General features: G+C 55.7%; 18 protein-coding genes and 1 pseudogene. 14 read left to right on the forward strand and 5 right to left on the reverse strand.

The window, feature by feature from the left end; genetic code table 11:
• Positions 1-8 precede the first annotated feature (8 nt).
• The 3 genes from ACYSMN_RS10065 to ACYSMN_RS10075 all read left to right on the forward strand — a co-directional run bounded on the left by ACYSMN_RS10065 (position 9) and on the right by ACYSMN_RS10075 (position 5,310).
• Complete coding sequence (locus ACYSMN_RS10065) at positions 9-1,190, forward strand: efflux RND transporter periplasmic adaptor subunit (RefSeq protein WP_488923744.1); 1,182 nt, start codon at positions 9-11, stop codon at positions 1,188-1,190.
• A 229-nt stretch (positions 1,191-1,419) separates the two neighbouring features.
• Positions 1,420-4,863 (forward strand): efflux RND transporter permease subunit, encoded by a 3,444-nt coding sequence (locus ACYSMN_RS10070; RefSeq protein ID WP_488923745.1) that lies wholly within the window; start codon positions 1,420-1,422, stop codon positions 4,861-4,863.
• Positions 4,864-5,049: 186 nt separating this feature from the next.
• Complete coding sequence (locus ACYSMN_RS10075; RefSeq protein ID WP_488923746.1) at positions 5,050-5,310, forward strand: acyl carrier protein; 261 nt, start codon at positions 5,050-5,052, stop codon at positions 5,308-5,310.
• Positions 5,311-5,775: 465 nt separating this feature from the next.
• Here ACYSMN_RS10075 and ACYSMN_RS10080 read toward each other — a convergent pair.
• A pseudogene (locus ACYSMN_RS10080) lies at positions 5,776-6,129 on the reverse strand (YkvA family protein); the annotation flags it as partial.
• Positions 6,130-6,297: 168 nt separating this feature from the next.
• Positions 6,298-6,897: a C40 family peptidase gene (locus ACYSMN_RS10085; RefSeq protein ID WP_488923747.1), complete on the reverse strand. Its 600-nt coding sequence runs from the start codon at positions 6,895-6,897 to the stop codon at positions 6,298-6,300.
• A gap of 304 nt (positions 6,898-7,201) precedes the next feature.
• Between ACYSMN_RS10085 and ACYSMN_RS10090 the strand changes: the two genes are divergently transcribed.
• The 5 genes from ACYSMN_RS10090 to ACYSMN_RS10110 all read left to right on the forward strand — a co-directional run bounded on the left by ACYSMN_RS10090 (position 7,202) and on the right by ACYSMN_RS10110 (position 16,038).
• Complete coding sequence (locus ACYSMN_RS10090) at positions 7,202-7,582, forward strand: hypothetical protein (RefSeq protein WP_488923748.1); 381 nt, start codon at positions 7,202-7,204, stop codon at positions 7,580-7,582.
• A 235-nt stretch (positions 7,583-7,817) separates the two neighbouring features.
• Positions 7,818-8,318 (forward strand): hypothetical protein, encoded by a 501-nt coding sequence (locus ACYSMN_RS10095; RefSeq protein WP_488923749.1) that lies wholly within the window; start codon positions 7,818-7,820, stop codon positions 8,316-8,318.
• Positions 8,319-9,024: 706 nt separating this feature from the next.
• Complete coding sequence (locus tag ACYSMN_RS10100) at positions 9,025-11,157, forward strand: tetratricopeptide repeat-containing sensor histidine kinase (protein WP_488923750.1); 2,133 nt, start codon at positions 9,025-9,027, stop codon at positions 11,155-11,157.
• 17 nt (positions 11,158-11,174) lie between these two features.
• Positions 11,175-11,894: a LytR/AlgR family response regulator transcription factor gene (locus ACYSMN_RS10105; RefSeq protein ID WP_488923751.1), complete on the forward strand. Its 720-nt coding sequence runs from the start codon at positions 11,175-11,177 to the stop codon at positions 11,892-11,894.
• A gap of 1,033 nt (positions 11,895-12,927) precedes the next feature.
• Positions 12,928-16,038, forward strand: a complete 3,111-nt coding sequence (locus tag ACYSMN_RS10110) for an RICIN domain-containing protein (protein WP_488923752.1) — start codon at positions 12,928-12,930, stop codon at positions 16,036-16,038.
• A gap of 524 nt (positions 16,039-16,562) precedes the next feature.
• Here the strand turns inward: ACYSMN_RS10110 and ACYSMN_RS10115 are convergent.
• Positions 16,563-17,996, reverse strand: coding sequence for a hypothetical protein (locus ACYSMN_RS10115; protein WP_488923753.1), 1,434 nt, complete (start codon positions 17,994-17,996; stop codon positions 16,563-16,565).
• Positions 17,997-18,334: 338 nt separating this feature from the next.
• Complete coding sequence (locus tag ACYSMN_RS10120; RefSeq protein ID WP_488923754.1) at positions 18,335-19,213, reverse strand: S24 family peptidase; 879 nt, start codon at positions 19,211-19,213, stop codon at positions 18,335-18,337.
• Between the two features lie 80 nt (positions 19,214-19,293).
• On the opposite strand from ACYSMN_RS10120, the gene ACYSMN_RS10125 reads away from it, so the two are divergent.
• From ACYSMN_RS10125 to ACYSMN_RS10145, 5 genes are all read left to right on the forward strand, one after another.
• A complete protein-coding gene (locus ACYSMN_RS10125) occupies positions 19,294-19,554 on the forward strand; it encodes a hypothetical protein (protein WP_488923755.1) in 261 nt (86 codons plus the stop codon).
• Entirely contained in the window at positions 19,554-19,841 is a 288-nt protein-coding gene (locus tag ACYSMN_RS10130) for a helix-turn-helix domain-containing protein (RefSeq protein WP_488923756.1), read from the forward strand. Before ACYSMN_RS10125 ends, ACYSMN_RS10130 begins: the two co-directional genes overlap by 1 nt.
• Positions 19,838-20,797: a hypothetical protein gene (locus ACYSMN_RS10135; RefSeq protein WP_488923757.1), complete on the forward strand. Its 960-nt coding sequence runs from the start codon at positions 19,838-19,840 to the stop codon at positions 20,795-20,797. Before ACYSMN_RS10130 ends, ACYSMN_RS10135 begins: the two co-directional genes overlap by 4 nt.
• Complete coding sequence (locus tag ACYSMN_RS10140; protein WP_488923758.1) at positions 20,733-21,524, forward strand: hypothetical protein; 792 nt, start codon at positions 20,733-20,735, stop codon at positions 21,522-21,524. Before ACYSMN_RS10135 ends, ACYSMN_RS10140 begins: the two co-directional genes overlap by 65 nt.
• A gap of 172 nt (positions 21,525-21,696) precedes the next feature.
• Positions 21,697-22,008: a VRR-NUC domain-containing protein gene (locus ACYSMN_RS10145; RefSeq protein WP_488923766.1), complete on the forward strand. Its 312-nt coding sequence runs from the start codon at positions 21,697-21,699 to the stop codon at positions 22,006-22,008.
• A gap of 17 nt (positions 22,009-22,025) precedes the next feature.
• On the opposite strand, the gene ACYSMN_RS10150 is transcribed toward ACYSMN_RS10145, so the two are convergent.
• Complete coding sequence (locus ACYSMN_RS10150) at positions 22,026-22,634, reverse strand: master DNA invertase Mpi family serine-type recombinase (RefSeq protein WP_488923759.1); 609 nt, start codon at positions 22,632-22,634, stop codon at positions 22,026-22,028.
• 130 nt (positions 22,635-22,764) lie between these two features.
• Between ACYSMN_RS10150 and ACYSMN_RS10155 the strand changes: the two genes are divergently transcribed.
• Entirely contained in the window at positions 22,765-23,586 is an 822-nt protein-coding gene (locus ACYSMN_RS10155) for a TaqI-like C-terminal specificity domain-containing protein (protein WP_488923760.1), read from the forward strand.
• The last annotated feature ends 20 nt before the right edge of the window (positions 23,587-23,606 follow it).

Below are 23,606 nucleotides of genomic sequence, written 5' to 3' on the forward strand. Positions count from 1 at the left end.
CCTGCTCTATGAAACGTCCTTTCCTGAAAGCGAAACGCTTTTCCTCCATGAAATACACGACCTACACTGCGGCTTTGGCCCTCGCTCTACTTGCTTCTTGCGGCCAAAAAGACCCGCAGGCGGAACTCGCTGAACTGAAAAAAGAACAGGCTGCCAATCAGGCGAAGATTGCGGAGCTGGAAGCCAAGGCCGGTAGCAAGCCCGGCGCTGGTGCTGGCTCTGACGAAGCCGCCACTGCTGCCCCAACCGTGGCCGTATCGGTTATCAACGTGAAACCCGAGAGCTTCAATAGCTACCTGGAAGTGCAGGGGCGGGTGGATTTCGACCAGAACGCCACCGTCGCGGCCCGCTCGGCTGGTACGCTCACCAGTATTCGCGTGCAGCGCGGCGACCGGGTGGGCAAAGGCCAAGTGCTGGCTTCTATTGATGCTGCCGTACTCGAAGCCAGCATTGCCGAACTGCGCACCCGTTTGGACCTGGCCCGCGTGATCTACGAAAAGCAGGACCGCCTCTGGAAACAGGAAATCGGGACGGAGATTCAGTACCTGCAAGCCAAAAACAACTACGAAGCCTTGCAGCGCAACCTGGGCACGCTCAACCGCCAAAAGGAGCTGTACAACGTGGTGGCTCCCTTCAGCGGAACCGTGGATGAAGTACTCCCGAAAATAGGAGAAGCCGTAGCCCCCGGTGCGCCGGTGGTGCGCCTCACCAGCGGCGCGGGCGGCAAAATCCTGGCCGACATTTCGGAAGCCTATGCTAGCCGTATCAAGGCGGGTGATAAGGCCCTGATTAGCATTCCGGACCTGGGCGAAGACGAAATTTCGGCCACCGTACGTACCGTGAGCCGCACCATCGACCCCACCAGCCGCACGTTCACCGCCGAGTTGCGCCTGAGCGGCAACCAGGCCGCCCGCCTCAGCCCCAACATGGTGGCCACGGTGCGCATTCAGAACTACAACCGCCAAAATGCCACCGTCCTGCCCGTAGACCTGGTGCAGAAAGACGACCAGAACAGCTACGTGCTGGTGGTGGAGCAGAAAGGCGCGCAGAAAGTAGCCGCCAAGCGCGTTATCCAGATCGGCAATACCTACAACGGCCGCGTGGAAGTAACCCAGGGCCTGAAACCCAACGACCAGGTTATTTCTGCCGGGTACCAAAATCTGAACGAAGGGCAAATCGTTAGCCTGTAGTTGCCTGCCGTTCGCCTCACCCCCTAGCCCCCTCTCCAAGGGGAGAGGGGGGACTAGTTCTAGCTCTAGTCTGCTAAAAAAGCCTGTTACTGCTTTCAACCATTCGCAACGCCTACCAGCAGCCATATACTCACGCCGGCTCTAGCACTAAAGCTAGAACTAGTTCCCCCTCTCTCCTTGGAGAGGGGGCCAGGGGGTGAGGCGAACGGCAGGCAAACCGCAGCCAACAATGCAGGACGTCGAAAAAGAATTCAAACCTACCAGCTGGTCTATCGACAATAAGACCAGCATTTACATCCTCACGCTCATCATCACGATTGCGGGGCTATTCACTTACGTGAAGTTGCAGAAGGAAAACTTCCCCGACATCGTGGTGCCGCGCATTATTGTGGCCACCATCTACCCTGGCATTTCGCCGACGGATATGGAAAACCTCGTGACGCGTCAGATCGAGAAAGAACTGAAAAGCGTGAACGGGGTGAAGAAAATCAATTCCACTTCCAACCAGGACTACTCGGTCATTGACGTGGAGTTCAACACCAACGTGGAGGTGCAGTACGCCAAGCAACTCGTGAAAGACGCCGTAGACAAGGCGAGCAACGAGCTGCCCAACGACCTGCCTACGCCGCCCAGCGTGCAGGAGGTAAGCTTCTCGGAGCTTCCCATCATGACCATCAACCTCTCGGGCAACCTCTCCACCACCCAGCTCAAGAAGTTCGCCGACGACTTCCAGGACAAGATTGAAGCCCTGCCCGAAATCAGCCGGGTAGACATTGTGGGCGCGCTCGACCAGCAGGTGAACGTGGATGTGGACCTGTATAAGATGCAGGCAGCCCGCCTCGGCTTCAATGATGTGAGCCGCGCCATCCAAGGCGAAAACCTCACTATTTCGGGTGGCTCGGTGGAAGTAGGCACTCAGAAGCGGGCCGTGCGCGTGGCCGGTCAGTACGCAAAGGCGGCGGACATCGCCGATATCCAGGTGAAAAACTTGAACGGCGCAGCCGTCCGCCTCGGCGACATTGCGACCGTAACCGACGCCTTCAAGGACCGGGAATCCTACGCCCGCCTCGATAACAATCCCGCCATTGCGCTCAACGTAATCAAACGCTCGGGCGAAAACCTGATCGATGCTTCTGATAAGATTCAGAAGATCGTAGAGGAAAGCAAAACCACGCTGCCGCAGGAGCTCAAGATTACCCTCACCGGCGACACCTCCAACGACACGCGCGTTACGCTCCACGACCTGGTCAATACCATTGTCATCGGCTTTATTCTGGTGACCTTGATTCTGATGTTCTTCATGGGAACCACCAACGCGCTCTTCGTGGGCTTATCGGTGCCGATTTCCATGTTCCTGGCCTTCCTGTTCATGCCCACGCTGGGCTTCTCGCTCAACACAATTACGCTTTTCAGCTTCCTGCTGGCCTTGGGTATTGTGGTGGATGATGCCATTGTGGTAATTGAAAACACCCACCGCATCCTGCACGACCATCCCAACCTGACCACGGCGCAGGCGGCTAAATTCGCGGCCGGCGAGGTGTTCGTGCCCGTGTTGGCTGGTACGCTCACCACCGTGGCGCCGTTTATTCCGCTGGCATTCTGGCCCGGCATCATTGGCGAGTTCATGTTCTACCTGCCCATCACGCTTATCGTGACGCTGATGGCTTCGCTGGTGGTGGCTTTCATCATCAACCCGGTGTTTGCCGTGAGCTTCATGGACCGTGAGGAGCACAACAGCCCGGAGGAGCTGCGCAAGCCCCGCTGGACGCCAGGTTTCCGCCGGGTGCTGTTCATTCTGCTCGGCATCGCGGGCATCGGCTACGTGGCCGGCTCGTTGTTTGTCGGCAACATGTTCCTGTTCCTGGCTCTCTTCGCTGCTCTCGACCAGTTTGTGCTGTACCGCCTTATTGCGGGCTTCCAGACCGGTGTGCTGCCTCGCTTCCAGAACGGCTACGCTAGCTTGGTTGGTTGGGCCGTGCACGGTACCAAGTGGCGGCAGCTAGGCATCATGCTGAGCATGGTGGGCCTGCTCATCCTCGGGTTCGTGGCCATCGCCATCCGCAAGCCGCAAGTGGAGTTCTTCCCGCAGGGCGACCCGAAATTCATCTACACTTACCTGCGCATGCCCGTAGGTACCAAAGTTGCCATCACCGACTCCATTACCCGCGTGCTGGAGAAGCGAATCTATGGTGTGCTCGGGCGCAATAACCCCGACGTGGAATCGGTGATTGCCAACGTAGGTATCGGCGCCGATGATCCGCAGGACGCCGCCCGCACGGCGCAGTCGCACCTGGGCAAGGTGTCGGTGGCTTTCAAAGAATTCAGCGAGCGGACGGGTCCCGTTACGAGCACCTATAAGGACAAGATCCGGGAGGTAGTGAAGGGCATTCCGGGCGCTGAAATAGCCGTAGACCAGGAGCAGAACGGTCCGCCCACCGGTAAGGCAGTAGCTATTGAGGTGTCCGGCGATGATTATCAGAAGCTAGCTGCGCTTTCCAAAAAGGTGGAACGCTACGTCGACTCGCTGCGCATTCCGGGCATCGAAGATCTACGCTCCAACCTGGAAGACCGCAACCCCGAAGTGGCTATCAACATCGACCGGGAGCGCGCCAACCGCGAAGGGTTGAGCACGGCGCAAATCGGCTCGGAGGTGCGTACTGCCATCTTCGGTTTCGAGGCCAGCAAGTTCAAGACTCCTGATGATGAGTATCCGATTCAGGTGCGCTACGCCAAGCCCTACCGAGAGGATGTAGACGCCATTCTGAATTCGCGCCTCACCTTCCGCGACGCCGGCGGCCAGATCCGGCAGGTACCCATGTCGTCGGTGGCGGATATTGAGTACAGCAACACCTACGGCGGTATCAAGCGCAAAGACCTCAAGAAAATCATCACGATTTCCTCGAACGTGCTCGGGGGCTATACGGCTCCCGACGTGGTGGCTCAGATCGAGCAGGCGCTTAAGTCGTACCCCACGCCTCCCGGCTATACGGTGCGGATGGGTGGCGCCACCGAAGACCAGCAGGAAACGCAGGACTTCCTCGGTGTGGCGGGCCTGCTGGCCATCGGGTTGATTTTTATGATCCTGGTTACGCAGTTCAACTCGGTCAGCAAAACGGTCATCATCCTCACGGAAATCATTTTCTCGGTGACTGGTGTGTTCCTGGGGCTGGCGGCTACCGGCATGAAAATAAGTATTGTGATGACTGGAGTAGGGGTAGTGGCCTTGGCCGGTATCGTAGTAAAAAACGGTATTCTCCTCGTGGAATTCACTGACATGCTCCGCTCCCAAGGTGTGCCGCTGCGCGAAGCGCTCGTGCAAGCGGGCCGCACCCGTCTCAACCCCGTGATTCTGACGGCTACGGCCGCCATTCTAGGGTTGATTCCGCTGGCCATTGGCCTCAATATCGACTTTTACACCCTGTTTGAGAGCTTCGAGCCCAACTTCTTCATCGGCGGCGAGTCGGTGGTGTTCTGGGGCCCGCTGGCCTGGACCATTATTTTTGGCTTAGCCTTTGCAACGCTCATCACGCTGGTGGTAGTGCCGGTGATGTACTTGATCAACGAGCTGGTGCGGGAGAAAATCACTGGCCGCCCAGCCGATACACTCAGCCCATCACCTGCCAATAGCCAACAAGAACAAGTGGTAAAAGACCCTGTATTGGCCGAGGCTTAACAAAGAGAGAAGAGCCCGGGCCTAGCTTTTCCCGCAATAGACGCCCGGGCTCTTAACTCAACTTTTTTGAAGCGGCTTGCAACCATTCAGTTGGCAACAAGACTCATTCGCCCGAACGGGCGTTCGAATGCCAATCCGGCTGCTCCGCCGCAATTTTTTTCAGCCCCCCACGTTTCTGTCGTTCCCATGATCATCTCAACGACCTCCGCCCCCAAATCCATTCAGCAGCAAGTGCTGCGCATCATCAGCAAGCGCAAGGCTATCAAGCCGCAACGCCTGCGTATCAGCAGCAGCCTAAGCCGCGAGTTGGGCTTCGACACGGTAGACGTGGTAGATATCATTCTGGAACTGGAGCGTAATTTTCACATCACCATTCCCGACGAAGTGCCCCTGGCTACCGTCGGTGATTTCGTGACCTATGTGGCTTCCCACGCCAAAGCCGCCTAACCGTAACCAGAAGCTTCTGGGTGCTACTTGTGGCTTAGTATCACATAAAAAAGGCCCGCATCAGCTGATGCGGGCCTTTTTGGTTCTTTCTAGTCGCACTTAAATTTCGCCTCGGTGGTATTGGCTCACTAAAAGTTACCGAACATTGCCGCCGGGGTCGCCGCCGCTGTTACGGGCGCCGCCGGGCTGGTTCGGCTCGCGGCTGCTGTCGGTGGTATTGGCCGCCACGTCAGCGTGGGGCTTTGCCTCATCATCGGCAGTAGACGTGGACGCGGTGGCCGGCGTAGATGCGGTAGGAAGAGGAGCGTGGGCGGCTGGCGCTTCTACGGGCGGGCTTTTGGGAGCCGCCGCTACTTTATCTTCCTCAATCACGTGCGCGTCTTCTATCAGCGGCTGAGATGGCCGGGACTTTTCCCAGGCGGCAAATTTGTCTAGCTCTTCTTTAATAGTGGTGCTGAACCACGCTACCAACGCCACGTCATCAAGCAGACCAAGCACCGGGATGAAGTCCGGAATCAGGTCGATGGGGCTCATGAAATAGATGGTCACGGCTACAGCCGCTATTACCGTGGTAGTGGGCAGGCCCGTGTATTCGCCCGAAACCGAAGAACGGATGAGCCGAAATAGCGTTTGCATGGTTTCCCATACTTCGTGCGCGATGGTGCCCACGTCTTTCTTATCGCTGGCCTTTTGATACGCATCGTTGAGCAGCTGCTTGATGCGCGTGGGCTTGCGGATGTATTCTTCCGCTTTGACGAGGAAGTTCTTGAATATGGCCGACGATGCTACTTGTTCGCCTTTGGGGTTACGCTTATCCATTGTGGGAAGGAGGTAAAAAGTGAGGAGCGGCAGGGCCGATTAGGGTCGGGCTCGGCTACTGCCTGCCTATACTGTTTCGCTGCAAAATGGTTATCCGGGGCCAAGCTACCAACAAAAACGCCCCGCTCAGAAGGAGCAGGGCGTTGGAGAAATCTAGTGGCAGCGGCTCTAGTTGGTTTCTACGCGGCCGGCGGCGTAGAAATTGCGGTGGTAGTACGCCTGGTTCAGGGAGCTAACCATAACGCCGCCGTTGGTGGCCGAGTGGGCAAACTTGCCATCTTTCAGGTAGATACCCACGTGGTAAATAGGCTGGCCGGGGCCACGACGGAAGAATACTAAGTCGCCGGCCTCCATTTCGGTTTTAGCCACCCGCTTCACGCTCTGAAACATGGAGCGTGAGCTGCGTTGTAGCGTAATGCCGTACACTTCCTTGAACACGCGGGTTACGAAGCCGGAGCAGTCGGTGCCTTTTTTGGAGTTGCTGCCGTAGCGGTAGGGAGTGCCGATCCAATCGAGGACGGTGCGGAGCAGGTCGGTGTTTTCGGTGCGGGCGAGGTGTACGCCTAGCGCTTGCTCGTAGTAATCGTACGCTACCGAGTCGTGGGCGGCGGTGGGCTTTTCCTCAGCCGGGAGGTTGAGGCCGGAGAACAGGGAGGCTTCGGCGGCAACGGGTGCCAAAGCGGGAAAATCGGGAGGGGTGGCTTTGTCGAAGAAGAAGGAAAGGGCCATAGCGGCCGCGGCGAGGCAATACAGGGTAATATTCTTCATTGTCCGTCGTGGAGGTGGCAAAAACGGTTCTCGGGGAATGCCGAGGGGACCGGGAAGTACTTCTTTCGTCGATAGAAGCGAGTCAAAAAAGAGGTCGAAAAACCTTGAAAAACCGGATCAAAAAGAGAAAACTCTATCTGCCCGGATGGTTAAAGCTAAGCCTAAAGTCTTGGAAGGTGCAAGCGAGGAAGCCAAACTCGCAAATAATCTTTATAAAGACATAACTTATATTGAAATGATCTTGCAACCTGCGTAACCGAACTAAACATACATATCGTATACTCCGCCCACTTTTCTAGCCTGTATGAACCTGCCTCGCATCATCGAAAATTCTCCCTTGGCACGCATTGCTCGACTCAAGCTCGGGACCAGTAATGTGGCCATGGTACTCGGCAACAGTATTCTCTTGAGCGGGGTCACGAAAGAGGAGTTTCTCAACGACCCGTATTGGGTTGCGCACGAGATGGAGCACATCCGTCAGTTCCGCGAGCATGGCACCGTAGGGTTCCTCTGGAAATACCTGGTCGGCTGGGCGCGCTACGGCTACTACGACATTCCCTTCGAAGCCCAAGCCCGGGAAGCCGGCCGCCGCAACGCCGCTCTCTATGCCCAGGGCCAACCGCTCCCCGACCCAGAAAAGATGCACCAGGGCGCGCAGAGGAAGGATAAGGGAAGAATGGGATAGTAGAGTCAGCCAGAAGGAGGGGAAGCAGTTGCTCCTTGCCACCTATTTAAGAGAGGACAGTCAAAAGCAGTACTCAGAGTAACGAGGCTCTATTTGTCGCGGATTATGCAATCCGTCGGCGAAAACCTGTGCAGCCAAACCGCAACCCAAAGCAATGTTTTCTCGAATAGGCACAAGATAAGAGCTGCCGATAGGTGGCTCCGTCACATGGTTTTACCTTTTATTCTTCCCTCTCATGGACACCAACAAGCAAAACCAGCCCAGCGCCAACAATAAGTCTGCTTCCCAGCCTTCTACTCCCAAATCCGGGGTTTCGGCCAACGCAACGAGCGCCGGTTCTTCGTCGGCATCTAACAACGCCGACGCGCAAGGCAGCTCGGTTACCAATAATGTGTATTCGTCGCAGAAGGGCGGGCAAAAATCCTGGCTCGACCAAGAGCAGCTGAAGAAGACGGTGAACCAGCTGCCCCAGTCGCTCAAAGACCTAGGTACCAAAGCAATGGACCAAGTAAATGGCTTGTCGACCACGCAAAAAGTGGTAGGCGGCGCCTTGCTCGTGAGCGGATTGAGCTGGTTAGCCTTGCGCAACAAGGATTCTAAGAAGTCGCTGGCTAGCGGTTCTCGCTACACGCCCAAGGGCGAGTCGAAGTGGAAATCGAGCAGCGAATCAGTATACCGGGGCACCGCCACTGGCTTGCACGGCACAAACTCCGCCCACGACCTCAACAAATTCTAGCAAGTTTGAAGCAGCCTCTCTCAATGGCTGCTAATAGATGAGAAAGCCCCTTGCTCATAGCAAGGGGCTTTTTTGTTGCGAAAAGACTGTAATAGAAGACGTCCGTGTACAGTAAGCAGTTCGGTTTCCAGCATCGGGCCACAGAGTTGGGCTGATATGTGAAGGCGAGTTTCGCCTGCCGACGGGCGGGCGTACCCTTTTTCACTACGCCCTGCATGAAGGCCTATTGGCCTTACAGTCCACACACTCTACTACGCCCTGTTGATGACTAACTCTCGGTTCTAAAATCAACTAGCACCTTCCTCTCGCGGACGTAACTAGTGCTGGCGACTGGGTCAGAACTTAACTCCGCGCTGGGGCAGCTTTGTACCGCGTAGGCAATATGGCCCAGCCGCAGCACCTAGACTACACTCTCCTCGACGTGCTGGTGGTAATATTTAGAGAGCCATCTCCGCGTTACCCTGACGGCCGATTTCGTAGTCTCCATCCTGAACCCGGGCGCAGCGGGCGTACGAGCTATGCAGCGTGGACCTTGTGAGCTACAGGCCCAAGAATGAGAAGCGTGAGCAGTATGAAGTAAACGACGTAGCGAAAATGGAAGACCATATTCGCTTCATAACGAACATTGGAACACAAGGCGAGGCATTTTAGCTTGTATTTGTACCTTATATTTAAGGCATTTTACAGTGCAGCAAACTGCTAAAACATGAGCTTCCCCTACTCTTTGTTTGTGCTCATCTTTGGGTTGATTCATGGACTTTTTTTCTCTTCTACCTCAGTTCACGCCGCTCCAACTGACAGTCTGCTCACGGTAGCGCGCACTGCACCTTCCAAGCCGCAGCGAGTGTTGGCTCTGATTTCGCTCAGTGAGCAGTTTCGCATCAGCGATACAACTCAGGCTCGTCACTACGCTTTACAGGCAGTATCGTTAGCCCGGCATCATGTTGATACGCTGCACGCATCTGCCTTGTCAGCCTTAGGAGTAGTGCACCGCAGCCAAGGGCACTACAGTGTAGCTTTGCAGTGCTTCAAACAGGCGCTGAGTATCTCACAAAACGCCGGGCGTTTGCGCGACGTCGCGCAAAGCTATAATGGCATTGCGTCTGTACATCATTTGCAAAGCCGCTTCACGGAAACGGTAGAGGCTCTACAGCTAGAAATGCCCTTACGCCAGCAATTGCGCGATACGAGCAAGCTGATTGCGGTATTTAACAACTTAGGCAACATCTACTACCGACACGGAGACTACCCGCAAGGATTACAATACTACCTGCGGTCACTATCCTTAGCTGAACGCACACGGCGAAAAGAAGCAGCATTTATCACGGTCAATGTGGCATTATTATATAGCGAGCAAGGTGAGCCGCAAAAAGCCTTGTACTATATGAACCGCGCGGTGGCCAAGCACAATGCGATACATGACACAACCAATTTGGTTATCGACTTGTACGTCTTAGCCGGTTTATACGCTGGCCAAAATCGGACTCGCGAAGCCTTGACTTTTGTATCCCGAAGTCTCTCGCTGAGTGAACTACAGAAAAAGCAAGCAAATCCTTACGATCGGGCGCAGGCCTATAGCGAATTAGGCCGAATTCAAATTAAGATGGGAAACCCCGCTGCCGCCTTGCGCAATTTTAAATGGGCTACCCCGGTGTTCCGGCAGTTGAATGAAGTGCGCAGCATCACAGCAAATTTTCTCGATCAAGCCGCTGCTTATCAAGCATTAAACGATTTGAAATCCGCGCAGTTTGCTGCCGATCAGGCGCTTGTGATAGCTCAAACGACGCGTTCCAATGTGTATCTTGAGCAGGTATACAAGACCTTGCTTAAAATAAGTGTAGCGCGCAAGGATTTTGTTGCTGCTTACCGCTGGCAGCAGCGCTATGTGGCAATGCACGACAGCTTATTCAACAAGGAAAAAGCGCAGCTGATAGCTGATTTGCAAGCGCGTTATGACTTGAAAAGTAAAGAGCAACAGTTGCGCAACAAGGAAGCGCGAATTCAATTGCTAGCCAATAATTCCCGATTGCAACGCCGACTCGGAATAGCTTTGTTAGCGGTGCTGTTGCTTGCGTGTTTGATGGGCGCTGCGGCGTACCGCCGCTACCGATTGCAGCGCCGTGCTACGCTCCTGCTACAAACCAAGGAACTGGAGCTAGCCGCTCGAAACGACGATTTGACACACACGCAGGAGCAGTTGCGGCGCTCATTGGGCGAAAAGGAAGTCTTGCTCAAGGAAATACACCATCGCGTCAAAAACAACCTGCAAATCATTTCCAGCTTGTTGGCTTTGCAATCGCTCGAGCAAAATAACCCGCCAGTAACGGCCGCTCTGAAAGAAGGGCAGAACTGGGTAAAGTCCATTGCTCTGATCCACGAGATGCTCTATCGTTCCAACGACTTGATGAGCGTCGACTTTCGGCAGTTCATCGAACGACTAACTACCGCATTGGCCAGCGACTTAACTCCGCACGCTACCGTGGTATTCGACCTCGACATTACAGCCCACTTTAACACAAGTACTGCTGTGCCCCTGGGGCTAATAGTAAACGAGCTGATAACGAACGCGCTGAAGTATGCTTTTGTTGATGGCCGCGCCGGCCACATTCGGGTTGGGTTGCAATCCGACCAGTTTTCGAACCACGTACTACTGGTGGCTGATAACGGAGTAGGCCTTCCACCTGACTTTGACCTGGAACAAGCATCGTCGTTGGGGCTACGGCTGGTGAAGAGTCTGGCCTACCAACTCGGAGGCACCCTTGGCATTGAGAGCACGGGCGCTGGCTCCCGCTTCACCATTGTGTTCCGCGAAATAGCCGAGTCCGTGCTGCCCGTTTAATTTCTTGTTCTGAGCCTATGGCCGTCCGCCGCGTACTCATTGTCGAAGACGAAGTTATCATTGCACAGCACCTTCGCAGCATTTTGCACCGCCTCAAGTATGAGGTGGTGGATGTGGCAAGCCGTGTGAGCGACGCTCTGCAGTGGCTGCAACAACATGACCCGCCCGATTTAGTGATGGTGGACATAATGCTACATGGTCATCTGGACGGCATTGATTTAGCGCATCTGTTGCGCACTGAATACCACGTGCCGTTCATTTTCACTACCTCATTGACCGACGCTAGCACCGTGACCCGCGCCAAAGAAACACGGCCCCACGGCTATATTATCAAGCCCTTCAACGAGCAAGACGTCTTCGTAGCGCTGGAAATGGCTTTCACCAACTTTGCCGCCGAGCACACGGTGCCGGACGTGCTACACGACAGCATCTTTGTGCGGGCTGGAAGACAACAAACCCGTATCAACTTCGCCGACCTGATGTGGTTAGAGGCGGCCGGCAACTACACGTTGTTGCACACGCAACAAGCCAAATACAGTGTCAGCCACCTACTCAAGCAAATCGAAGAGCGGCTGCCGGCCGCTACTTTCGTGCGTGTGCACAAGTCATACGTTGTAGCTTTGAACATGATTTCAGCTCTGGACGCGCAGGGATTAGTGGTGAATGGTACATCCATTCCCGTGGGGCGAGCCTATCACGCCAACTTGATGCGCCGCCTCAACTTACTTGCTCCATAGGTTAGCTTCTCCGCGGTGGAAGCTGGCGTGGGGGCTACTTGTTTTTCTGCACATACCTGGCTACTACTGGCAGGAATGAATTTTGATGCCATGTAGGGTTGCCGTTTGGGATGAGATGAAGCTCTGATCAGGGCCACGTGACAGGTATTTTTCAGGTGAGATAGTGGTGGCACGGAGCGCTGAACTTGACGGTGGCGAAGATTTGCTTGAGTAGTTTGTTGCCAACAGCAATTGACGTCAATCAACAGCAACTGGCGTCAATTCGCGGTTCCTGCTTCTGCCCGCGAGCCGCTCGTAAGGTGCTTTGTATGCAGGTTTGGTCCGGCAGACGGCTATATTCTATTGCCTAGTTTTGGGCCCACATTCCTAGGCGCATAAGCATGCGCGGCTGGTGCACAAGCAACGGCATGCTGATGGCAAAGTGCCCGCCTTTTCAGCAGCCGGGTAAGAGTTGATGGGAAGTGTTTTTGTAGATAAGTCCGCGAGCTTGTGCTAATACAATCTCTGCGCGTGAGCATTGCCTTAAATCATATTTTGCTCAATTCCCAAGACACGCTCTCAGCCAAGTTCGTGCTTCTGTGTTTTCTGAACTATAGGTACCAGCAGTTGGCGAAGTCCACCCACTAGCAACTAACATTTTACAGTTGTTTCTTATAATACCGAGAATGGGATGCAATTAATTTTATCTACATAAAGTTAAATTTATATGGGCTAAAAAAGGCTATAGGGTTAAAATAAGTCAATTTTAGTGCAAGCCCGCCTCTGTATTTTATACAAGTTTTTTGGTCGTTCATACGCCTGAGACCGGCGTTGATACTATACACCTAAAATCCAGCCCGACGATAAGCTCCCCAAGCCTACTTTAGTGGGACGGCTAGGTGTTTGTTGGCTTAGCATAATCCAAAACGACCCTCTTTGTTTCACTCTCTAATTGCTTGCCTATGAGTTTCCTCACCGGCTTCTGACGCCACACCACCTTACTGCAACTGTAAGATTGACTTTCAACTCTGAACTCTTCTCAACCCATCGTTTCATGAAAAGCAGACTACTCCTACTCACACTCCTATTGCTGTTGTTTACACAGGCCCAGCTAAGCTGGGCACAGAACATCAAGTATCCGGCCGGTTCGGGTGTAATCAACGTCAAGACGCAATACGGAGCCAAGGGCGACGGCGTGACCGACGACACCCAGGCCCTGCAAAAGGCCATCAGCAACAACATTGGCAAGCGGATCTGGTTGCCGAAAGGGACCTACCTCGTTAGCAACCGGCTCGAGGCCAAGGGCACCGACGGCAAGTGGACTAAGGGCATAAACCTACAAGGCGAAGACGAAGCTACCACGATCATCAAGCTGAAAGACAGCTGTCCAGGTTATGGGTCGTCAGCCACCCCCAAGGCTGTGGTGTACACCGCCTCCTCGCTGTTTGTGGAGCAGCCCTACGGCGGGGGAAAGGACTACCCAGCTCTAGGCGAGGGCAACGAGGCTTTCGACAACTATATCCAAAACTTAACCATCGACACGGGTACGGGCAACAGCGGCTCCATCGCCCTGGATTACCTCTGCAACAACATCGGGGCCGTGCGCCACGTCACGCTACGCGGCACCGGGGTGACGGGGCTGAGCCTGCTGCGCAAGTGGCCCGGCCCCAGCCTGGTTAAGTACCTTACGGTGCAGGGCTTCGAGTACGGCATCCAGGCAGCACACTTGACCTACAACACCACCCTCGAGTACATCGCGCTCAGCGGCCAGAGCCGCGCCGGCATCCGCAACCTCGACAACTCGCTCAACATCCGTGGCCTGGAAAGCACCAACAGCGTGCCCGCTTTGATCAACGCCCAGAACGGGGTGGTGGTTCTCCTGGACGCCAACTTGCAAGGCGGCAACAGCGGCGTGAGCGCCATCGAAAACGCAGGCCACTTGTTTGCCCGCAGCCTGACGGCGAGCGGCTACCGCTCGGCCATTGCTAACAAGGGCACCGTGGTGCCAGGCAACACCGTGGCCGAACATACCTCTGGCACGGTGCGCAACCCCTTCGGCGGCTCGGGCACCTCGCTCAACCTGCCGGTAGAAGACGCGCCTGAGTACAACGACTACAACCTCGCTAACTGGGCCGACGTGCGCGACTACGGCTCCGTAGCAGACGACTGGCTCAACGACGAGTGGGCCTTCCAGAACGCGCTCAACTCGGGCAAGCAAGTTATCTTCATACCGCCTGGTCGCCACTATATCTACCACCAGCTCATCGTGCCCTCGACGGTGCGCAAGATTATCGGCATGCAGTGCACGCTGGCCCCGAGCAGTGATTTTTTCGGAGACCCCGACAATCCAAAGGCTATGTTCCGGGTGGAAGGGGCCTCGGCTAATCCCCTCATCATTGAAGGCATCGGCATCGACAAGCTGCATCAGAGCATCTACCAGGGGGGCCTGATCGGCTACGAGAACGCTACCTCACGGCCCCTGGTATTGAAGGACGTGGCGGGCATGGGCCCACACGGCGAGTATAAGTACGCCTACCGCGGCTTGCCCGGCGCCGGCCCCGTGTTCCTGGAGAACGTGGCAGCCAGCCGCTTTTACTTCGGGTCCGGCCAGAAGGCATGGGCCCGCCAGCTTAATCCTGAAGACCACGTGACCCGCATCACCAACGACGGGGCCCAGCTCTGGATTTTGGGCATCAAAACCGAGGGCGGCGGCACCATCATCGACAGCCGCAACGGAGCCAAGACGGAGCTGATGGGCGGCTGCCTCTACCCGGCCCGGGGAGTGGATCCGGCCGAGGTGGCCTTCCGCGGCACCGATTCGGAAATGTCGCTCTCATTCGGCACCATCTCCTACGCTGGCGACTATACGACTTTGGTGCGCGAGACGCGCAACAGCTCTACTAAGACGCTGAGCCGTGCCGATGCCAGTGGGCGCGGCGACTTGGGAATCGTGCATCTCTACACCAGCGGCACCACCGCTCCGCAGTCGTCGGTCGGCCCGAACCTGGCCTTGAACAAAACGGCGTCGACCAGCTCGTCCTATGCCGACGCGTACGCGGCCTCTCGCGGCAACGATGGTAATACGGGCACGCTCTGGGCCAGTGGCGGCAACGACCCGACTCCTTACTATCAAGTAGATCTGGGCGCTACCTACATCATCTCCAGCCTCCAAGTGGTAGCCCGCAACGACGCTGATCAGGACTTCAGCCGGCGCGACTTCCAGGTGCGAGCCAGCAACAGAGCCGATTTTGCCACGAGCGTGGTGTTAGCCAGCCAGGGCGCGGCCGCTTTCCCCCACCAAGGCACCTGGACGAAAACTGTTACCGAGCCCGGCGGCTACCGCTACCTGCGGGTGGTGGCCACCGGCGGGCAAAACCACTTCACTCTGGCCGAGCTGCGCGCCTTTGGCAAAGCTGGACCAGCTGCCCAGTCAGTGGCTGACGGCACCTACCGGCTGCTGGCGCGGCACTCGGGCAAGGCCCTGGATGTGTACGGGTTGAGCCAGGCCGACCAGGCTAAAGTTGTGCAGTGGGGCTATGTGGGCGGGGCTAACCAGCACTGGCAGGTAACGGCCGTGGGCAACGGCTACTACAAGCTGGTGGCCGCGCACAGCGGAAAGGCCCTGGACGTAGATGGCTCGGGCACGGGCGACGGTGTAAAGATCCAGCAGTATACTGACAACGGCAGCGCAGCCCAGCGCTGGCGCATCGAGCCCACCGACGGAGGCTACTACAAGCTCACGGCCGAGTGCTCGGGCAAGGTGCTCGACGTCAAAGACGGCTTAACCAACGACGAGGCCTCGCTGCATCAGTGGGGGTACGGGGGCGGGGCTAACCAGCAGTGGCAATTAGAGCCCGTGAGCGCCACCGCGGCGCGCACAGCCGCGCCGGCAGCGGCGGCCGCACCGACGACGGGGGAGAAAGACGCCTTATCGGTGTTTCCCAACCCCAACCACGGCGACGCCACGCTGGACTTGCGCGCGCAAGCCGACCAGCGCATCACGGTAATGGTGCACAACAAGACCGGGTTAGTGGGCTTGTTCACATTGCCGGTAAAAGCTGGCCAAACCATCTTCAAGATGCCCATGCACTTACCAGCCGACACCTACTTTGTGCAGACGCGCATCGACGGGCAGAAGCACACATTTAGGGTCCAGGTTGAGTAAGCATCCGTGAACAGGCCAGCCATGAGGTTTCGGCCTTAGGGTTTATCCAAACTTTACGCAAAGCGCCGGCCCAACGGCCGGCGCTTTTTTTGAGGTTTCCGGAGGCGCCTTTGAGTAGGATGAGAGGGCGTTCCATACCACGAAATGTTCTATGTTTGGCGGCCGTTTCGGATAGGTTGGTTGCGGCTCGCCGAGCAGGGTGTTGCACGGGCTTTTGTTCAACTGCATTTAGTAGTTTTCAAGCCCTTGCGCGCGGCTACGCTGCAATCACGTATCCTAGTAGACTGCTTCTCACTCAACCTTGCTGTCGTTCGCACGTAACCGTCCCTTTTGATTACTAGCATCTTTTATCGCGCGGTAAGCTCTGTCGCCCCTCGACCCAGGCAGTAGCTCGCCCAATAGCCGACGGTCGGAAACAGTAGTAGGCTGCCCACCAAAGCTCGCCCGGACCGTGCGCTATGAGTGGCTCCAAGTGCGGGTTGAGCACCAGCACTCACCATCTCCAAGCCTGTTGAGGGAGTCTGCTACAGTAGTTCCACCATCAGGTGGCCTTGTGCGAGCGGCTCGATACGTATCTGGTAGCGAACACCAGCTACAGTCAGGTTCAATTGGCCGCCCTGGTTGGCATCTACGGCGTGGTACTGCGCATTGGCAGCCACAGTGCGGTAGCGGGGGCTGCCGTCGAAGGTTTCCAGGGTGAAAACGAGCTGGGGCGTCTGACCGGCGGCTGTGCGGGTGCCCACATAATGCAGCCTGAAATTGATCCCGCCCCTGACCTTAAACGTAACCCCAGCAAAGCGGTAGTCGGCAGGCTGGTCGAATGAGGCGAGGTTTTCGGTGCCTTCAGCCCGGCTCAAGTCCCAATAAGTGGGTGCGCGGCGCGGAACCGCCACAAAGTCTGGCTGCCGCTGCGCCAGCACCCGCGACTCGTTAGTTTCGCGCAGCAAGTCGGCCAAGTTAAAAGCGGCAAATTCTTCGGGTGGAAACCACAGTGACTCCGATACGCCTGCGCGCAGACGCAATTCGTGCCTCGTCGGTTCATCTTGCTGCAAGATGGCTTGTTGATTGAACGAGGTGAGGTACCGCCCAGCGGGGTTGTTGGCTGTAAAATACGACGGAGTAGCCGGCCGAGCTAGCGTTGAGGTGCCTAGACGGGCGATAAACAGCACGCCCTGTTCTTCGTTCACCCCATAAAAATAGTCGCCCACATCCACGAAGCGGCCCGGCTGATACAGCTCCACAGCTCGTAGTTCCGGTAGGCCCGCACCGGTTAGTTGCTGATTGAAGCTGAGCAGGTTGGCTTGTACATTCTTCTCTTTGATGGATGCCTGTTGCTGCAAAAAATGGCGCAAATACCCGAAGTGACGGGCCAGTGCTGCCGGTTCGCGCCGGAGACTGCGCATAGCTTGGCGCAACAGCTTTTCAGCTTCGGGGCGCGACAACTCCCGGTTGTCGGCGCTTAAAAACATGCGGACGCGTTGGGCCGGGTCGGTCAGGATGAGGTGCAACTCCTGGTACGCTTTCACAGAAAACCAGCCGGGGGCAGTTTGGGGTATTTCGGTGAAGTAAAGATCCTCGCCGGCGGGTAGGGCCTGGGCATACACCGCTTCTCGTTGGCCGTCGTAGTGATAGTCCTGCTGGGCAATGGTGTGGTAGTACGCTGAGTCAGGAGCGTTGGTCAGTACCACATCGTCGGCGTAAAGGGTGACGCGTAGCAGTACTGGCACCCGTCGGCCGCCAAAGCCGTAGGAATCATGGCTAGGCAAATAATAGGTTAGGTGGTCGGATGATACGGGCGCGTGCAGGTAGGGCTGGCGGCGCAGTCGCCGCGCCACTGGTAATTGTCGCTCCGGCGTATCGTCCAGATGGAAGGACGCTGGCAGTTCCAGCGCGGCCAGTCCGTCCAGGTCAATGCGCCGCACCGCGCGGTCAAATCCAAGCAATCGGGTTAATAGCATAACAAAAACGCAGAGTAAGACGCTGCTTAAGAGAATTCTCATTGTCACTTTCAAGGCTGCTGACAGCAACCGTAGTACAAGACGAACTTAGCCAAATAATCAGCCATAAAAAGGGGGCGTTATGGGGGGCATGATTCCCACCCGGAAGTGAAAGATTCGCGCCCAGGAGTACCGATTCCCCCAGACGCAAAAAACCCGGAAAACCGCTTCTGTTGCCAGATATGCGGTTTTCCGGGCGTTCCGGCAGAGAATACCTGAGCCCCTTATTGGGGCTCACCTACTAATCAGGCGAATGCCAAAAACCGCAATCTGTCAGTGAGTTATGGAAGTGGCGGACTTTAGCCGCCTAGAGGTGTGGCTTGTTTTGGGGCTTCTTCCATTAAATACCGTTTCACTTCTCCCCGGTCATGTCCCAGAAGCTCTATAACTTCCCAAAGCCTTTCCGCTGTGATGTCCGGCTTACTAGGAATATAGCGCGAGATATAGCCTTGTACTCGCCAGAGCTGTTGAATATCTGATACGTCTAAGCTGTAGGGCTTCACGTCCGGATTGTCTGAAAGCAACATCACTTCTTTGCTAGGGTCAGTGATACGTTGGGGTATGCGCTTGAGCATCACGCTTTCGTGTGTCACCACTACGTAAACCGCACCTGGTTCCAGCAACCGCCAGTTATCTACGAAGGAGCCGACTACAATATCGGCGTGGTTGAGTGTTGGCTCCATACTGTCGCCACTCACTTCAAAGGCCCGGTAGGTGCCCTGCTCGAAGCCAGGCAGCCGATAGGGCCGCAACTGTTCCAGAAACACGACCTCATTAAACTGTCGGGTGTAGCCAGCTTGAGCCTGCACTGGCACTAGCTGCGTGTTCTGCTTACCATCCTGCCCGAGAGTGATAGTCAGTATCTGCGTGTTCATACTAGGGATGCCGCTTTTATTGGAATGGGCTAACATGCCGGTAGCCTGAGTGTTCAGCCGTTCCATTGTCCCTTCGCCTAGCAACAGCCACTCTGGCGACAGGTCGGGCCAGACTCGCAGAAACTCCACAATAGTTTCAAAGCCTGGACTTGTGCCTTGTAAGATTTTATACATCTTACTAGCATTGGCGTATCCTAAAATCTGTGCCGCAGAGTTGGCATTCAGTCCTTTATGCTTCAGCCAGAGGTCTATTCGCTTGCTGGCGACATTCTCCTGTTCCATCTTTTTTGTAAAGAGGCGCATCTGATGCGCAGAAGTGTATGTATCCTTGTAAAGGATACTAAGTCGGTATCCGATGCAAGTATAACACATTACAAACAAATATGGAAGATAATACAACCACTCCCGGTAAATTGCGTGATCTGTACGACCGCTTGGGGCCGCGCAACCCTAGTGTTAACGACACGCTGAAACTGCTCGAGTCCCGCGGCATTAAAGCCAGCCGGGCTAGTATCTACCAGACTATTGCCGGCCGTAGCCGACGCCGCGAAGTCGTAGAAGCTTTTTTAGAGGCCGCTGAAGCGGAATTTGAACGCCGCCGCCAAGTAGAGCAACGTGCCGACCGCTTAATCGCCGAGTCCTAATGCAAACCGTCGTCATCATCCCCGAACCGGAGTGGCGCCAGGTATTGCAGCGCCTCGATAAGTTGGAGCAAGCAAATCATGCCGTTGCGGTAGCAACCGCCGTTGCTGATAACGAAATCCTAAATGTGCGGGAGGCGGCTGCTCGCCTCGGCATGAAGCCGGATGGCCTGCGCAAGGCCCGACGTGCCGGACGCATCAAAGGTGTGCGCATCAATGAAAAAGCCTGGGGATTTCGTAGCACTGAACTAGACCGTTATCAATGCCGCTATGACCGCCGGGCAGCATGAACTACATCCGGCACACTCGCGCCGCCCACGAGCACCTGAGTGCCCGCCCCGAGGCCCGGCCCCACCACGTCAGCCTCTACTGGGCGCTGTTCTATCAATGGAACGCCGCCCGCTTCGCGCCGTGCCTCGACCTCGACCACCAAGCCACCATGCAGGCCGCCCGCATCGGCAACGAAAGAACCTACCGTGCTACCCTCTACGACCTCGACGCCTGGGGCCTGCTGACCTATCAGCCGAGCCAGTCCCGCCACGAACGGAGCCGCTGTTTCCTCGCCGATTTATCGGAGGCAGAAGTGCCCCAAGCACTTCGGGCAGAAGTGCCCCCGGTAGACGGTTTATCGGGGGCAGAAGTGCCCGAAGACACCTTATATGGTAAAACAAATGATGTAAACAGTGTAGTAGTAAACGGCCCCGTCGCCGCTGCGCAAAAAAAAATAGAGGTCCTCGAAGGCGAAGGGCTTTCAGGGGTGGAACTGTTCGACGACAACGCTCCGCCCAACGGTACAGGCCCGGACCAGGCGTCAGCTCCCAAAAAGAAAGTTGCGCTAAAGAAAAAGGGGGTAGGGCAGAGGCTACATACCGACACCATCCGCACTGCTGCCACTGCCCCCCGCACCGTTGCCAGCCGAGGCCGCACCACCCTACCCGAACTGCCTTTCAGCCAAAGCCCCCTTGCCCAGGTCGAAAACTTTATAGCTGCCTTTCAGGGCACCGACTACGAATTAGCCGACCTGCGCCACTACCATCAGCTCGTTGCCACCTGGCGCGACAAGAAAACCGGATTAGAGCCCACCCGCAAGGACTGGGTAGCCACCGCCAAACGCTTCATGCTCAATGACGCCGCCGATAATCGCCTCAAACCTGCCCCGAACGTTCACCGCGTCAGCGCCGATGGTACCGGCCAATCAAACGCCGGAATCCCATCTACTGGCTACCGCAGCAGCCGCTACGATTAGTGCCCTGGCTACCGAGTCCACCGCCGAAACCCGCGCCATGCTGGCCGACATCGGCACCGGCCTCAACAAAGCCCAGGCTCTGGCCGCTCCCAAAATTTTTCAGCTCAACTACCGCATTGGTGAGCGAGAAGTAGTGAAGCTGCTGGTCATCATCCTGCGCGCGTTCGTCGACTCGCTCCGGGTGAAAGACAAACCTGATGCCAGCGACCTCATCGCCCTGGCCGACGACCTGGCCCGCACCTACACCCACGACAGCATCAAGGACATCATTCTGGCCTTGAAAGAAGCCCGCACCGGAGGTCATAATTTCTTTCAGGCCCTCGACGTGAGCACGCTCTACAAGCTGATTGCGGACTATTTCGAGCGGAAGGCCCGCTTCTTGGAAAACTGTCACCTTGACCGGAAAGCTACCGGGGCCAGCCAGCAGGCTACCGTTGTGCAACTGCTCGGCGACGCCGCCCCCCAGGTGCTTGAAAACGTGACCCAGCGGATTCCCGCCGACCACCCCAACGCCGAGGGCCTGCGCCAGAAGCTCACCATCACCAATCAGAAAGCCCGACGCGGCCTCATCACCCCTGAGCAGGCCGAGCAGCAGCGCGCTGAGGCCCGCAAAGCCACCCAGCGGAAGGATCGCCCTAATTGGAAGCCTAGCCCCGAGGCCCAGCGCCAAATGGACAAGCGCCATCAGCAGGGGAACCGCAAAATCATGGACCGCTACGGCACCTGACCCGCCCGCGCCCAAGTTTACCATTCCCGCGAAGCATAAGCCTGCCCATAATTGCTCGCAAATACGACTAACTGCCCATTGACTTCGCCTCAAAGCCCGCGAGATAACCAGCACCATCATTACCTACCTCACCAAGCACGTTTACACCGTCTGGTGCCAAAACACTACTGGCATCTACGACCCCGACACAAAGCGCTGGCGCGCTAACCCTCAAAGCAGGAGAGGAGTAGCCGACATCATTAAGTTTCGCAACCGCGACGGTCTGTTCATCGGCGTTAAAGTGAAAGCCAGCCGCGACCAACTGCGCCGCGACCAAAAGCGGTTCCTCGATGAGTTAAAAGCGGCCAAAGGCTTAGTTTTTATCGCGCGTGGCTTCAACAGTTGTTTGAGGGGCGGTCCGCAGCTGCCAACCAACTCCTACGTGAGTAAGAGGTTGGTTGCTTACGTAGGAGCAGGCAACCAACCTCTTGTCCAGCATTGTTAGCTGGTTTGGTAAAGAAGTCAGACTTCCACTCCTTTCATATGTTGCTCGATATGCGCCGTAACCGTCAGCCGATGTACCCCTAGTAGCCTACCAATACCGCTGACCGATATTTTCTTAGCCAACAGCCGCTCGATTTCCTCAGTCTTGCCCGTTAGCTTCTTGCGCTTCGACTGGCTGCCCTTCGGCCGGCCTAGTATCACGCCCTCCGCTTTCTTGCGGGCCAGTGCCTCCTTGGTGCGCTGTGAGATCAAGTTTCGCTCAATCTCGGCGGAGAGGCCGAAGGCAAACGCCAGAATTTTAGCGTTGATATTGTTGCCCAGCTCGTAGCCCTCCTTAGTGGTGAACACCTGAATGTCGCGCTCCATGCACTGGTTCAGGATGCCCATGATTTGCATCAGGTTGCGACCCATGCGCGACAGCTCCGTAATGATGAGCACGTCGCCCCGGCGCATCTGAGCCAGCAGCCCGTGCAACTTGCGGTGCTCCAGCTTCTTGAGGGCACTAATCGTTTCCTCCGTCCAGGTGTCGATGTGCCACTGGCGCTGCTCAGCAAACCGGTTTAGCTCAAATCGTTGGTTTTCGGTGGTCTGTTTGTCGGTACTAACTCGGATGTAGGCGAAAATCATGCGGCTGAAATGGTCGAAAGATAAGTCTTTCGCCTTTTTTGCAGCAGGTTTTGGGTAGTGGCAAACAAGCGTTTACTTTCAGCACCGCGCCCGACCCGCCCGCTTCGCCAAAGATGGACAGGCGTGGGTGGTGCTCAATGAAATTGAGGGGCGTATCAAAGCCAAGATTGAAGCTGCCGGTACCCGCCTTAAAGAGTGGGCTATACAGATTAACTATGGCATAAAAACTGGCTGTAATGGGGCTTTCATCATCGACACTGCTACTAAAGATAGGCTACTTAAAGATTCGCCGAAATCTGCCGAAATTATACGCCCACTGTTGGAGGCGACAGATTTAAACAGATATCACACAGGAGTTATAGCATCTTGGATGCTTAATCCTCACAATGGTTCTCCCTCCAAAAAGGTGGCACCTATCAATACAGAAACTGATTACCCACTTGTCCACAACCACCTACTTACCTTTAAGCAAAGATTAATTGGGCGGCAGGACCAAGGTGCAAGATGGTATAATCTTCGGTCTTGCGGATATTTGGAGGAATTTGACAAACCAAAAATTATTTGGGGGAATATGAGTATAAAACCTCGCTTTAGCTTAGATGTAGCAGGAGCATATTTATTTGCTCCATGCAATATGCTAACCTCAGAAACGGAGAATTTACACTATATTCTAGCTGTATTAAATTCAGCTACAACTTTCTTTTTCATGAAGCACCAAGGATACAGTCGCGAAGGCGGTTACCTTGAATACAAGAAGCAGTTTGTTGAACAGGTTCCCGTTCCTAAGGTCGATGAGGCTACACAAAAACAAGTGACAAGTTTAGTAAAGAAAGTAATGGCGAATAAAACACTTGGATTATCTACAGCAGATTTAGAAGGAGAAATAGATGCCTTAATTTTCAGTGCATTCGACCTAGTTAAAGAGGAAAGAGAATACCTTGTGCGTCAATAGCTTTTCGCCTCAATTAAAGC

The organism is Hymenobacter sp. M1-2 (assembly GCF_057808495.1).